A 14,511-nucleotide genomic window follows, 5' to 3' on the forward strand; every position below is an offset into this window, starting at 1 on the left:
TCCCAGTTCGCTCCCAAACGATTGCCAAAGTTCTTCGCGAACGTGGTTTCCGCAGACAGTGCTTCCCACTCCGGCGACCACATGCTGGCGGTGACCGATGAAATCGGAGCTGGCAACCGCTCCAATGGACAACGAAATCACAGCAGAATTCTTGCTTTTGTGGAAGCAGAAATCCGGAACTGGGGAGATGCGAAGGTTATTGATCGACGGGATGATACGCCGTATCTTCGTGGGTGAAACACAAGCATCGCGATCAAAACTGCCGCCAGAGTGACTTTGTTGGGCGGGGCGAACGACTGACGAGTCCTCGCTTAATCGAATCCCAGACGTTTCACCTTGCATGACGAAGCGTCCACTTATTTCGTTCCAGTCAGCACGGCAATGAAGAGCTCCGGCATGCGCCCCGCAGTATTTCCACGCATTTCACTTTCATTCGAGAAGCCGCGGTCTTTGGAGATGATTCCGGCATGCTTGACGGAAAACACGATGATTATTGAACAGGTTCCGCGCGACGAACCATGCGGTTCGCATCGCGTGAACAACAAGTGACGAAGTCTCCCGCAGCGACCGTCACCAGACGGCGGGCCCCCACACTCTGGCGAGCGTACCGACGCCAGTTTTTCTTCACGCGATGCTTACGAGTCAATACTGTGATCTGCCGCTACCTTGCCATTTGGCACCTTGCCTTTTTCACTTTGAATTTGTCAACACTTCCGCCCTCGCTAGCAGCCGAACCGCCCGCCCCAACGTTCACTCGCCAGGTCCTGACCGACAACTACCATTGCGACGGTATCAATCATGGCGATTTCAACCAGGACGGTGTCGAGGACATTGTCGCTGGGCCGTTTTGGTATCAGGGACCGGAGTTCACACGGAAGCACGTGATCTACCCACCGGTCGTGCATCCGCGAGAAGCGAGTCCGACCGATAGTATGTTTTCCTTTGTTGCCGACTTCGACCACGATCATTGGCCTGATGTCTTGGTGCTGGGTCGCATTCATAAACATGCGGCATATTGGTACCAGAACCCTGGTGCGGATGGCGGCGAATGGGAAAAGCACTTCGTCTTTGAGAAAATCCAAGGCGAATCGCCGGCGCTCGTTGACATCAACAGCGATGGGGCCCTTGAGTTGATCACCCACTGGCAGGGACGCTGGGGCTGGCTCGCGCCCGTAAAAGGTGAACCGAAACAGCCATGGCGTTTTCGGCCGGTCTCCGAACAGGATGAATGGGCGCAGTTTTACCATGGCACGGGCGTTGGCGATGTCAATGGCGACGGGCGCAACGACTTGATCATCAATGATGGCTGGTTCGAGCAACCCGAGGATGATTCGCAGGTATGGCCACTACATCGCTTTCATTTCGGTGAAACGGGCGGAGCGCAAATGTTTGCCTGCGATGTGGATCAAGACGGTGACAACGATATCATCACCAGCTTGAACGCTCACGGTTGGGGACTGGCTTGGTTTGAACAGGTCGACACGGGCGACGGCATTGATTTCGTGAAGCATCTCATCATGGGCAGTCGCGATGAAGAAGCTCAGTTCGGCGTTGCCTTCTCACAGCCCCACGCATTGGACATGGCGGACATGGATGGTGACGGGCACCAGGATATCGTGACCGGAAAACGAATGTGGGCACACGGCCCCACCGGAGACATCGAACCGCAAGCGACGCCCGTCTTGTATTGGTTTCGTTGGTCCCGCGACAATGAATCGGGCGTTCGGTTTCAACCTTGCCTGATCGACAACCACAGCGGTGTTGGGACGCAAGTGGTTGCCGCCGACGTGACAGGAGACCAACGCACTGATATTTTGACCGTGTCGAAATTGGGTGCGTTCGTTCTCTCGCAACAAGCCGAGTGAAGCATACCGACTCGCTTAACCGCTGACACCCAAAAGGTGGATAGGGCCACTCACCTTCCGAGGTCTGGTTCACTGCGTCAAGCGATTCCCCGCGTCGTAATCGTATTCGCAGACATTTTCAAAAGTCGTCGACGTCACCGGAGATGGTGGTCCCCGAGGGTGTTTCGCCAGAGCACGTAGGGTCGGTGCTACCGGCCGTCGGCTGCGGGTGGATCCCGCCGAAGAATGGTCGCGCGCCTTGGCGTCATCGCCCGCCCAGTGAGTTGACAAACCGACGCATGCGGCCGGTGGAACCGGCCCTACGATTCGCAGACATTTTCAACAGTCGTCGACGACACCGGAGATCGTGGTCCCCGAGAGTGTTTCGCCAAGAACACGTGGGGACGGTGTTACCGGCCGTCGGTTGCGGGTGGATCCCGCCGAAGAATGGTCGCGCAGCTTGGCGTCATCGCCCGCCCAGTGAGTTGACAAACCAACGCATGCGGCCGGTGGAACCGGCCCTACTATTCGCAGACATTTTCAAAATGTCGTCGACGACACCGGAGATGGTGGTCCCCGAGAGTGTTTCAACAAGAACACGTGGGGACGGTGCTACCGGCCGTCGGCTGCGGGTGGATCCCGCCGAAGAACGATCGCGCAGCTCGGCGTCGTCGCCCGCCCAATGAGTTGACAAACCGACGCATGCGGCCGGTGGAACCGGCCCTACGATTCGCAGACATTTTCAACAGTCGTCGACGACACCGGAGATCGCGGTTCCCGAGAGTGTTTCGCCAAGAACACGTGGGGACGGTGCTACCGGCCGTCGGCTGCCGGTGGATCCCGCCGAAGAATGGTCGCGCAGCTCGGCGTCATCGCCCGCCCAGTGAGTTCACAAACCAACGCATGCGGCCGGTGGAACCGGCCCTACTATTCGCAGACATTTTCAACAGTCGTCGGCGACACCGGAGATCGCGGTTCCCGAGAGTGTTTCGCCAAGAACACGTGGGGACGGTGCTACCGGCCGTCGGCTGCCGGTGGATCCCGCCGAAGAATGGTCGCGCAGCTCGGCGTCATCGCCCGCCCAGTGAGTTCACAAACCAACGCATGCGGCCGGTGGAACCGGCCCTACTATTCGCAGACATTTTCAACAGTCGTCGGCGACACCGGAGATCGTGGTCCCCGAGAGTGTTTCGCCAAGAACACGTGGGGACGGTGCTACCGGCCGTCGGCTGCGGGTGGATCCCGCCGAAGAATGGTCGCGCAGCTCGGCATCATCGCCCGCCCAATGAGTTGACAAACCAACGCATGTGGTCGGTGGAACCGGCCCTACTGCTACTGCGGCAAGGCTTGGCGTGTCTCGGGCAACGGATGGTCGCTACTGCAGCGGTGGCACCCGTGGGGGGTGAACGCTGTGGGTTTATTTGGCGTCCGTGACTTCGCAACGCGACCATTTTGGGATAAACTGCCGGGGTTCACGACCGACCTTTGAACGGATGGGTCGTGGTCCCCGGGCGGCGCAACGCGTTGATCCGGGTGTGCTTTGTGCGGTTTTCGCTGGACACCGGTTGTCGACAGGTTTCCCGATGCCTCACAAAAATCGCGACGCGCCCGTAGCTCAGCTGGATAGAGCATCGCACTTCTAATGCGACGGTCGCAGGTTCGAATCCTGCCGGGCGTATCTGAAAAGAAACCACGTGAAGGACGACGCTGGACAGCGGACGTGAGGATCACGGAACCGTTCCCGGTGCACGCCCGGCGACTGGGCATCCACCCGAGCGTTGTTGGCGCGGGCATGGATTCTTGCCTCGAAATACACGAACGACACGGAATAGACCCACGCTGACTTTTCGTGTGATTCGTGTCTTTCGTGGTTCCAACCTCGCGATGCTTGCTCGGTCCGCTTACATGTCTCTTAGGATACCAGGAACAATAAGTGACGGGTTTACCGTAGTGGATCTTGTTAAAGATCCTGTTCTGGATGGATCTTTAACAAGATCCGCTACGCCAGTTATTGATCCCGCGTTGCTTAGACAGAACCGTTCTTCGCCACGCTCAGGGACGCACAGCATGGTTTTCGACGCCCTGTTTCTTCACGGCTCCAGGCGTTTTGCGAGAAGATGCCAGCACTTGTTGCTGGACGGGAACCGAAGTGTTGGATGCTCCTGAAACTGGGGCCGTCCTCCTGGACGCTGACCTTGAACTCCTAGTCTCGGGCACCTCGATAGAGTCTTGCAAATGCAGGAACGTTGGCGACGCCCTGCTGACTGAGAAAGGCTTCGAGATCACTCGGGGCCGCTTCGTCGGCGAGGAGCGCGAGTTCATCGCGAGCGGCCAGGACGGTAGGCATGAGCCCCTGAATCTCGGCCGATTCCGCAGCTCGGGTGAGTCGATGCCTGGCTTGCGTCAGCGCCCACTCATGATCGCGAGAGAAAATCGCTGGATATCTCGCCATCGCGATGCCCTCGACCAGGTCCGCTTTCACGCTGGCCGCATCGAGGTGCTGGCGACGCAGGGAGGCAATCAGCCGGCGAAATTTTTTCTGCGGCCGCGAACGGGGCTGAGTCAATAGCGACAGTGTCGCAATTGCGATCAATTCGGTACTGAGTATCTTCATCATCTGAACACCGTACAACACCGATTGCTGGCATAGACGCTCGACTCGGGCGATGGTTGCTTCGGTTTCTTTGGGTTCGTTGAGATAGATTGCCCGCAGCAGGCTCTCGAACTGTGCTCCCATCGCAAAAGCATCTTCGCCGATTTCTTGCAAACGAGGCCATAGCTGTGAGTTGCGACTCTGCAGTGAGTCCAGATCGTCGCGAATAAAAAATGCGACGGAACTATATCCGAGTGATCCCATCGCGAGCACAAAGCAGTCGTTCATCGTCGCAGCTTCGGCTTGCATGTCATCAACCATGGTCTCCAACGCAGTCAAGTTGCCCATTTGGAAATCGCAAATCGATTCGAGGCAACTCGTGTGGGCGAGTTCGAATCCATGGTGCCGTTCGCTGTCAGAGTAGCACTTGCGAGCCTGCGAAATGAGCTCGGCAGCCTCGTTGAACTTGCCGCTCATCCCGGCCACCCAAGCTCTGCCGCTATGGACGTCGCCGTGACAACCGGGGGAGTCGTCATCAGTCAACTGTTTGTGCAAGTTGGACAGGGTGCGTGCGGCGGCGAGACGCTTCCGCCCCGGTCGGTAGGAATCAAACACGGACGTGCCGACGATCAAACCAATCCGCTCGCCGCGTGATCCGTACTGCTTGACCATGCCGCAATTGAAGACGTGCAGATCGGCCGCCAACCGATTGTCGAGCATGCAGAGGGGACGAGCGAGCGCGCCACAGACTGCGATTTGGTGCCCTTGCAATTCCGAACGTTGCGGCGTCGCGAGTGAATCCTGCAGTTCAATGCTCGGCGTGGCAATGGACGGTCGAAGCAGAGTCCAAGCGACCGAGAGCTTTCTTGCCCACGGTGCCTTGCGCCGCGGCAGCTTCAGTCTTGCTAGCAACGGATCGAGTTGCTCAACCGCGTCGACAAACCGCCCCGAGCGAATGAAACACTGGACTTGTTCGAGCTGGGTATCTAGCTTCGCTTGGCCGGTGAGCAGCTCGGCGAGTTCTTGGTAGGTTTGAGCCGCTTCGTAGAGCCGGCCTGATCGCTGCAAACTCTCTGCTGACGAACGCAGTGCATCGATACGATCGACACCAGTGCTGTGCGACGCAACGCTGCGATGCCAACGCGCTGCCTCTAGATGTGCATAGACTTGCTGGGCCTGCACAGCCGCCTGATTCGCCCATTTCACGAACTCGACCGTGTCGCCCGCTTGCTCGTAATGTTCCGCGATCCGTCCCGCCGAGAGCGGGACTTTGACGAGGCATTCGGCCCACTGGCGATGCAGACGTTGGCGTTCCTCAGCCGGGATGGCAGATCGCAGTTGCCGCGAGAGGCGGTCGTGCCAGACACGGATATGCTGCCCGTCGAACCCATCGCGAACAATCAGCCGATTTTCGACCAACTCGTCCAACTGTGTTTCCAGCAGAGCAGAGTTACTCTCGATCGCCCCTAAATGATCAAACGTGACCTGGCGTCCAGCGATCACGATAATATCGAGCAGCGCCGAGACACTCGGGCTGAGCCGGTCGCTACGATGTTGCCAAACATCTTCAATCGAGGGTGCGTCGTGGCGGGGCGGTTTGCGGGATGAACCATCATCGGGCAAGCACGGCGATTCTGCGGTGAGGCATTCGTGCAACAACCCCGATGGCGACAGCTCACTGAGGTAGGCTTCGAGACGGTACGGATACCCCTCAATTTGCTCAGTCAATGCGTTCAGTTGAGCTGCGTTCAGGTCGATGCCGTGCAGCTTCGCTTCACTGCGCACGGTCTGAGAGGTGATCTCGCTCGTCAGGGGCTCGAGCGTGATATTCGAATCGGGCGGAAATTGCTGACGATCCCCTCCCAAACGCGAAACGGTAATCACCCCCAAACCCTGGTACAGCGGCGGTCCCAATCGACTCGTGGCGCTGGATTGCAAGTGATCGAGTGTGCGCAGTGTGTCTTGATCAGCCCACTGAACATCATCAATCACAAAGAAGACAGGCCCGACCTCTCTCAATTGATTGCAGACTTTTATCGCCGCCTCCAGTCCCCCGGTTCGCTTGTCCGTGGTCACGATGGGCGGTTGCGTCCAGTCGACCTCGAGAATTTCGCTGAACCCAGGCAGCACGCGCTGCAGGACGGATTCACTCACCGAGTCGACCTTGATCTTATCAAAGCCCCCACGGCGATATCGGATGACGATTTCGTCAGCGATCTGGCTGAATGCTTGCAAGGGAATTTGCTCGAAACGCTGGCAGCGAGCGACAAAGACGAGCGGCCAAGATTGAGAACGCAGTTCATTGATCGCCAACTGTAAAAATGTCGACTTGCCGATCCCTGATGTTCCGTCAATGTGCAAGCGTTTGACCTGGCCTCCCAAAATCAGATGGCACCAGCGACGTAGTTCAACGAGCTGCTGGGCGCGGGCCACTTCGGTAAATCGCGCGGCGCGTGCCGACGCGTGACTTTCGGTGGACAGCGGGACCGGCGGACTGCTCGGCTGCCCGACACGCGACACCGCCATCGCAGTCGGGCGATCGGGAACGTCCGGTGAAAGCATTTCATGAACGATCTCCAACAGGCATTCGGGGATGTCCTTGTGAAGTCCGGCCATTGCCGACAGCACGTACTCACGATCGCTCTGGCTGCTTTTCTCGTCACGCGGGATCACGTCCTCGTCATGGTCGGCCGTGGCCGCATCGATAGCGCGGGGTGGCTCATTCTCCTGCGTGCGTCGATCCCGCCGTCGCTGAGCGGACGAAAACATTCGCAGTGCCTCAAGGGCAACCATGCCAAGACTGAAGATATCGCTGGCCGGACAATAGGACTGTCGAAACAGAACCTCCGGTGCGACATACATCGGCGTCCAAATCAGATAGTTGCGAATGTTTTGTGGATCACTCTCGGCTTCAAACTCGCCCGCGAGATCGCAGTCGACAATGACGAACCGATTGCCATCGCTGGTCAACATCAGATTGGTCGGCTTGATATCTCGATGAACGAGTTGGTGCGCATGAACCCAAACCAACCCCGCGCCAATTTGACGGAGCATCTCGAGCAACCGTTCGCAGCCGTCTTGCAGCGGGAGCGACTTCCAACGCCGCAGAACCTGAACCAGATTGTCGCCTTCGATCAGCTCCATTGAAAAGACGAGGGCGTCGCCTTCCTGCAGGATCCGGTACAGCCGCACCAAACCTGGGTGACGCAGCTGGCACATCCGCCGGAAACCGGTCTTGGAACGCACAGCGTCCCGCGGATCCACCGTGGGAATGAGCTTCAACGCCACCGTTTTGCTGGTCGCGGTCTCACGCGCTTCATAGACCCATCCGTGCGAGCCACAGTCGATCGCCCGGAGGAGTTCGAATCCGGCGACGACCTGACCGATCTTCCAGGGCGAGTTTTTCAGGCGTGGACGCTGAGCATGACCCTTGGTCACTCGGGCGCGATCGACCCTGTGCCGCTGCGTATCTCGATCGCTGCCCGGAAGCATCCAGTCGTCACCGCTGTAATCGTCCAACTGAGCCATAATCGTTCGGAAAAACTTGGTGGAGTGACGGTATCATGCCATTCAAACATATTTCGTGTACATCCGCTCTCATTTTCGAAGACAATTGGGCGAATACATCGGATATTGACCCATTTTTTCGTGCCTGTCCGGCATTGACCGCTCGGCAGACAAGCGATATTGTTTGTGGCGTCGTGAGCAGGCGGTGCCCAACGCCCGCTTTCACAATAGGCACACGGTGGCTATAGCTCAGTTGGTTAGAGCGTCGGATTGTGATTCCGAAGGTCGGGGGTTCGAGCCCCCTTAGCCACCCTTTTTTAAAAACACGTAATCTCTTGGCTGGAACGCCCGCCAGACCAGGTGACGATGGCCCCCATTGGCAAAATCCTGATCGCCCTGGCAACGGTGACGTGTCTGCACGCCTACTTCAATCTGGGCATGCTCCATTCTAATCCCAATGCGGCGCTGCCAGGTGACGCTGGGGTTCGCAAGTCGCTGCGGATCGGACATCTGCCGGTGACCTGCCATCTGACGTGCCCGGTGACGAGCTGGGTCAGTCGGCACTCGCCGGAACATTCTGACTTTGCCTCATGGCGATACACCAATTTCCCAGCCATGACGGAAGATATCGACGCTGGTAATCTGGACGCCGCGTTCATTCTCGCGCCGCTGGCGATGGTCATGCAGCGTCAGGGCACCCCGGTCAAAATCGTTCATCTGGGGCATCGCGACGGTACCGCGATCGTTGTCGGCAGTGAGTCGAGCTATCAGTCGTTCGCGGATCTGCGGGGCAAACGCATCGCCATCCCGCATCGGTACTCGAACCAGCGGATCCTGATCGAGAAACTCAAAGATCAATTTCATTTTGCCGACGATGAGATCACCCTCATCGACTACCCGCCCCCAGAAATGCCAGCTGGCCTGCAGGCGGGACAGTTCGATGCGTACATCGTCGGGGAACCGTTCGCCGCAAAAGCGGAGATGGATGGATTTGGACGGGTGCTGTATTTCACAAAAGACATCTGGCCCAATTTCATCTCCTGTGCACTGGTGGTTACCGAACGACTGATCGAGCGTGACCCGGATCTGGTGCGCGAGCTCGTCCAAGGGATCTCGGCATCCGGAAAATGGCTCGACGAGGGCGACGATCGATTGATTGCGGGGGTGTTTCAGTCTGGCAGCGTCCCGAATGAGGACACCGAAAACATGGAAATTCCAGCAGGATTTGGTCACAGCCCACGACTGCAAGCGGCCCTGATTGCGGCGCGGCAAGAGTACTACAATCAAGACCCGGAGCTCCTGAAGTTTGTGCTGACGCGGCCGCCCGATCGGGTTCGCTACAGTCAGCTCGATCTCGCCCGCCAAGACTTCGATGAGATCCAGCAATATGCGGAGCGTTTGGGCTTCTTCAGCTTTCGCCCCGTCACGCAGAGCGATCCGTTTGGGTTCGACGATTATGCTGACCCCTCGTTTGAAAACTCTGGCGTCTGGGAACTTCCCTTTGGCCAGCAGCCAGCTGACCGGACGTCTCGTGACGAGGCTGTTTCCGGCGTGCAGGCTCAGCCGTGATGCGGGCGCGTTCGCTCCTGCTCGGTTTGATCGGCATCGGCCTGTTTGTACTGCTCTGGCAGCTCGCGACGTGGGGGAATGGACGCACGGACGTGCCCGGTCCGTGGCTGGCCCTCACAGGTCTCGCCGAGATCGCCCGCGAGGGCTTGCTATGGCGTTACATCATCGCATCGGTTTTTCGGGTGATGTGGGGGTTTGCACTCGCCGTCGCCGCGGGCGTTCCCCTAGGGCTTGCCATCGGTTGGTCCCGGTCGACGCGTGAATTACTCAACCCGCTCGTGCAACTGCTGCGGCCCATTTCGCCGATCGCATGGCTGCCGATTTCCGTGCTGGTCTTTGGTGGGGTGAAGTGGTGGGAGCCGAGCGACCTATCGGCGATCTTCCTGATCTTTCTCGCGTCCATCTTCCCCATCATCACCGCCGCCACTTCGGCCGTCGAAGGGATTGACGAAAAGTACCTTCGAGTTGCCACCAATTTCGAAATTAGTGGGATCGCGATGTTGTTTCACGTCATCCTGCCGGCGGCGCTGCCACAAATCCTGACGGGGCTGCGACTGGCACTTGGTATCGCGTGGGTCGTCCTGGTTGCCGCGGAAATGCTCGGCGTTCAGTCCGGCTTGGGATTTCAGATCAACGACTCCCGAAACAACCTGCGCTACGATCGTGTCGTGGCTGCGATGATTGTAATTTCCATCATCGGTATCGCCTTGGACTCGGCCATGGCCCGCATTGAAAACTCCGCACTTTCTCGACGAGGAACGGCAAAGCGATGAATCGAGCCGTCCCCAAAATCCTCGTGGAGGATCTGTCACTCGATTTCCCAGCAAAAGACGGCACCCCTGTTCCGGTGCTCCGCTCGATCAATCTTGAGGTCCAAGCAGGTGAATTTATCTGCATCGTTGGCCCTTCGGGCTGCGGCAAGTCAACGTTGCTGAACATCGCATGCGGATTCATCAAACCCTCCCAGGGCGAGGTGCTCATTGATGGGGCTGTCGTCGGGAAACCCGACCGGCGAAGGGTGTTTATCTTTCAAGACAACGCGGTCTTCCCGTGGCTGACCGTCCACCAGAACATCGGCTTTGGGGTGCGAGATCGAGCAACCCCCGAAGGTCTCGAGACAATCCAACGCTACATTGAGATGATCGGCTTGGCGGGTTTTGAGAACGCCTATCCGCGCAACCTTTCGGGCGGCATGAACCAACGCGTCGAAATCGCCCGGGCGCTCGCTTCGGATCCGGACATCCTGTTCATGGACGAGCCTCTCGGAGCACTCGATTTTCTCACCCGATTGAAGATGCGGGCAGATCTGGTTGAGATCTGGCGACAGGAGCGAAAAACGATCCTGTTCGTGACTCACGACGTCGAAGAATCTGTCCAATTGGCGGATCGGATCGTGGTGATGAGCAAGCGACCTGCTGAGATTCAATCTGTGATCCCCGTCGACTTGCCGCGGCCTCGTAACCTTGACGATCCCGCCTGCCTCCGCATACGCGACGAAGTCTTTCACCTCATGGGACTCGATCACTTTGGTAGAAGCGAAGCGGCCGACCCTACGGACCCAAACGCGGCGCAGTAAGCCACCGGCCGACCCGATTCAAAGCGGACCGTCCGGCTGCGTTTTCCCTCAGGACTTGGCATTGCCAGCATGGTCAAATTCGAATCGCTGCAAACTCGCTGGCCCGGTTGTCTTGAGCGACAGCTGGGCTTCATCGAGCCGCGGAGGCGTGCTGGTAACGATCAGTAAAATCGCCCCCTCGTTAATTCGCTGTTCGTATTTCGCAGCAGAATGCGAGTTGATTCCATAGTGGTTTGCCATGGCAAAGAGCCCTCGCGAATCAACGCGGTCGAAGTTCGACTGCGAAGAATTTCCTCCCGCTTCCGCCATCGCCGCTCCGAGTGCAGCGCCGCCTGCCAGGGCCGCGAGGGGACCGGCGAGCATGATCGGTCCCATCACCGAACCGATGGCCAAGGGTGTCCCCACCAGCGCACCAATCCCGGCACCGATCTCCATCGACCTCTCCACGCTGACGCCCCCCGCGCCCGCGCCGCTCCGGTCCACCTTGCCCAGTGCACGCGTGTGCCCCTTCCAAGCAACCGAGATCGCGTCGGCATGAAAATCTGCCTTTCGCAATACCTCTAGACCAATTTTCGCCGCTTCGTGCGACTCATATTCCGCTACTAAACAAGCTGCGTGCATGACCACAATTCTCCAATGAGGTAACCGACCTAGAGATAAAACCACAAGCCAAAAGCAAGTGCCACAAGCAACAGGACCACCAGGTAACTCAACCCGACGATCCCGAAGACACTGGCCGGCGAACGTTCATCGAGCGACATGTTCTCACCTTTGCCGCGTTCGCTCAGCGGCACATCGGCATCACTCTCGTCGCGATTCTTTGCTTGTAACATTTCATTAATCCTTTGATCTGGTAGTGCGTTCCCATCGTGTCGCGCTGGAACGCTCGATACGAGAACCCACGATGCAAGGACTGAAGGAGCAAGTTCGGTGCCAGTTTTGGTCAATATCTAAAGTTTTGACTCGTGCCCAGAATCGGTGGGTCGAGATGACCGGCCATTGGTGCGTGGGGCGTCTGTCGCACTCAATTGATGTAGGAGCTATCCACTGTTGAGCGGCAGCGATCTCGGCTCATCGAAACGGCTAATTTCAACAGCTGTGGACCGATAGGTCGCCACTCTGCACGGCGATCCGCCCCAGAATGGCTGCACTCGTGCTGGCGACCGCTTGATCGAGTTCAAAAGGGGTTTCTCCCGCCCGCAGACTCGCGATCAATTCGTTGAACTGACGCTGCCACCCTCGACCCGAGATTTCTTTGGCCTCGCTCTGCCAGATAAGTTTACCACTGGAATCACGAACGGCCGCGCGCGCAATGTCACAGGTGCCCAACGTGCCGTGGAAGTGTTCGCCATGTTGCCGACCACTTCGCGTTTGACGACATTGCGAAATCACGGGAAAGTCGTTGGCGTAGGTAAACTCGATGAGTTGATAGGTGGCATCATCGCTGCCCGTGCCACCGAACCCTTGAGCGGCTAAGGGGCCTTGGCCCAACACCCAGTTCACGATGTCGAGACTGTGAACGTGCCGGTCATCTTGGAAATCGCTGTTATACGTGCGCGCGTAAGTCAGATCGCCAATGATGCCGTCATGCAACTTTGCCACGCACTCGCGGGTGCGCAGTTCGTGCCGTCGTTGATGCCCCACCGCAACGGCGAGCCCGGATTGCCTGGACCTTATCCCCGCGGCGGCGATGCGCTGCACGTCCACCATGTCGATGGCGATTGGACATTCCATGAAAACATGTTTGCCGGCGTCAACGGCGGCTTCAAAATGTGCGGCACGAAACTCCGGCGGGGTCGCCAGAATCACGAGATCCACGTTACTGGCGAGCACCCCACGCCAACCGTCAGGGCCGACAAAGCGGCGGCTGCCAACGTCCACGCCATCGCGATGGCGTCCCTTGATCGTCCGGTAGGCCGTCTGCAGTTGGCTCGATGACGTGTCCGCCATCGCAACGAGCTGGACTCCCGACGAATCGCTCTGATCGTTCCCGTGAGCACTGCCCGCTGCCATGGCTTCAATGGCCGCTGCTTTGCCCCGGGCGCCGCAGCCGATCAGTCCGATCCGAATGCGATCACTGCCGCCCGGCCACACCCCACCACCGGGCGAAACCCCGTTGGCCAAGATTGATTCGCCGGTCGCCACGGCATCCGCACCGCCCAGTGCCACGGTGCTGCCCAACGCCATCGTGCTGCGCGCGAAGAACTCACGCCGGTTCCCCGCGACACGTTCGACGTGAGCGGCCAGCGGCGAGGACGGCGAGCGTGTGTCGCTCGCTCGCGACGAATTAGTTTTCTTGGTCAAGAGACTAGCGGTGGGTGGCGGGAGAATCAGGCGGGCGAAGGGGGGCCAGCATATTATACGCGGCGAGCAGACAGGTGGGCACCAGAAAATGCCGTCAAATCATCTTGTCCAGCCCCTCGCTGAGCGGGGTGAGCGGGCGTGCGAGGATTTTCTTCATTTTAGTAATATCCGGGCAGCGACGGGTCATATCCCCCTCGGCCAAGGGATCGACGTGGACGATTCGCGAGCGGCTGCCGACTTTCTCAATGATCCGCTGGGCGAGATCCAAGACGCTGACTTCCACGTCACTGCCGATGTTGATGATCTCACCAGCGAGCGACTCATCGGCCAAAATATTCTCGGTTGTATCGAGATTGTCATCGATATAGCAGAACGTTCGCGTCTGCGATCCGTCCCCGTAAATCGTAATGTCGCGACCGGCGCGGGCGGCCTCGATGAATTTCGGGATCACGAAATCGGTCGTCTGTTTCGGGCCATAGGTATTGAAAAATCGAAACACGTTGAAGGGCAAGCCAAACTCTTGATGGTACGATCGGAAATACGATTCACCCAGGTTTTTGATGATGGCGTAGGGCAACCGTGAGTTCAGGGGCGTCGTCTGTTCGTGTTGCGGCAACTCAACCGGTTCACCGTAAACCTCGCTGCTGCTGGCATAAAACACCCGCTGCACGCCCGTGTTCTTAGCCAGCAAGAGGACGTTGCGAATACCATCGATGTCGCGCAGTACCGCCACGGGGTTAGCCAGTGTCCGAAGCACACCGACGAGCGCGGCATAGTGAAAGACGACATCGAAACGATGCGCCGTCATGATCGGCGAAAGATCATTCAGGTCGTTCACGTCGGCTTTGATGAAGCGGAAATTCGGCGGCTGCGGGGACGGCAGCTTTCGCACACTGCCGGTCACGAGATTGTCCACCACCACGACTTCGTTGTCCGGTGACGCCGCCAGGCGACAGGCCAGCGAGCCACCGACGTTGCCCGCCCCACCGGTGATCAAGATTCTTCGGCGCACGACAGACTGGTGAGGCATCGATTCGTAACTCTGGAATGGTCTGAGCCTGTTCGAAACCCCGGAGACGATCGTAGCTGCCGTCGCCAGAAGACGGAAAAACCACGCA

9 protein-coding genes and 2 tRNA genes are annotated in these 14,511 nt (G+C 58.4%); 6 read left to right on the forward strand and 5 right to left on the reverse strand.

Translation table 11 applies throughout. The features are described 5' to 3' along the window. Positions 1-701 precede the first annotated feature (701 nt). Positions 702-1,865, forward strand: coding sequence for an FG-GAP repeat domain-containing protein (locus SH410x_RS19200; RefSeq protein ID WP_473669978.1), 1,164 nt, complete (start codon positions 702-704; stop codon positions 1,863-1,865). Between the two features lie 1,583 nt (positions 1,866-3,448). Then, positions 3,449-3,522: transfer RNA gene (locus tag SH410x_RS19205), tRNA-Arg, on the forward strand. Positions 3,523-4,047: 525 nt separating this feature from the next. Here the strand turns inward: SH410x_RS19205 and SH410x_RS19210 are convergent. Beyond that, positions 4,048-7,965 (reverse strand): serine/threonine-protein kinase, encoded by a 3,918-nt coding sequence (locus tag SH410x_RS19210; protein WP_473669980.1) that lies wholly within the window; start codon positions 7,963-7,965, stop codon positions 4,048-4,050. A 217-nt stretch (positions 7,966-8,182) separates the two neighbouring features. Here SH410x_RS19210 and SH410x_RS19215 point away from each other — a divergent pair. The 4 genes from SH410x_RS19215 to SH410x_RS19230 all read left to right on the forward strand — a co-directional run bounded on the left by SH410x_RS19215 (position 8,183) and on the right by SH410x_RS19230 (position 11,089). Then, positions 8,183-8,256 (forward strand) — tRNA-His (locus tag SH410x_RS19215). A gap of 54 nt (positions 8,257-8,310) precedes the next feature. Next, entirely contained in the window at positions 8,311-9,513 is a 1,203-nt protein-coding gene (locus SH410x_RS19220; protein ID WP_473677348.1) for an ABC transporter substrate-binding protein, read from the forward strand. Beyond that, positions 9,513-10,286: an ABC transporter permease gene (locus SH410x_RS19225; RefSeq protein WP_473677349.1), complete on the forward strand. Its 774-nt coding sequence runs from the start codon at positions 9,513-9,515 to the stop codon at positions 10,284-10,286. Before SH410x_RS19220 ends, SH410x_RS19225 begins: the two co-directional genes overlap by 1 nt. After that, a complete protein-coding gene (locus SH410x_RS19230; protein ID WP_473669982.1) occupies positions 10,283-11,089 on the forward strand; it encodes an ABC transporter ATP-binding protein in 807 nt (268 codons plus the stop codon). Before SH410x_RS19225 ends, SH410x_RS19230 begins: the two co-directional genes overlap by 4 nt. Positions 11,090-11,137: 48 nt before the next feature. Here SH410x_RS19230 and SH410x_RS19235 read toward each other — a convergent pair whose 3' ends face one another. From SH410x_RS19235 to SH410x_RS19250, 4 genes are all read right to left on the reverse strand, one after another. Beyond that, positions 11,138-11,710: a hypothetical protein gene (locus SH410x_RS19235; RefSeq protein ID WP_473669984.1), complete on the reverse strand. Its 573-nt coding sequence runs from the start codon at positions 11,708-11,710 to the stop codon at positions 11,138-11,140. Between the two features lie 29 nt (positions 11,711-11,739). Continuing rightward, entirely contained in the window at positions 11,740-11,922 is a 183-nt protein-coding gene (locus SH410x_RS19240; RefSeq protein ID WP_473669986.1) for a hypothetical protein, read from the reverse strand. Between the two features lie 256 nt (positions 11,923-12,178). Further along, entirely contained in the window at positions 12,179-13,393 is a 1,215-nt protein-coding gene (locus SH410x_RS19245) for a Gfo/Idh/MocA family protein (RefSeq protein WP_473669988.1), read from the reverse strand. A 94-nt stretch (positions 13,394-13,487) separates the two neighbouring features. Continuing rightward, positions 13,488-14,423: an NAD-dependent epimerase/dehydratase family protein gene (locus SH410x_RS19250; protein WP_473669990.1), complete on the reverse strand. Its 936-nt coding sequence runs from the start codon at positions 14,421-14,423 to the stop codon at positions 13,488-13,490. Positions 14,424-14,511 lie beyond the last annotated feature (88 nt).

It is taken from the genome of Rhodopirellula sp. SH410, assembly GCF_055811895.1.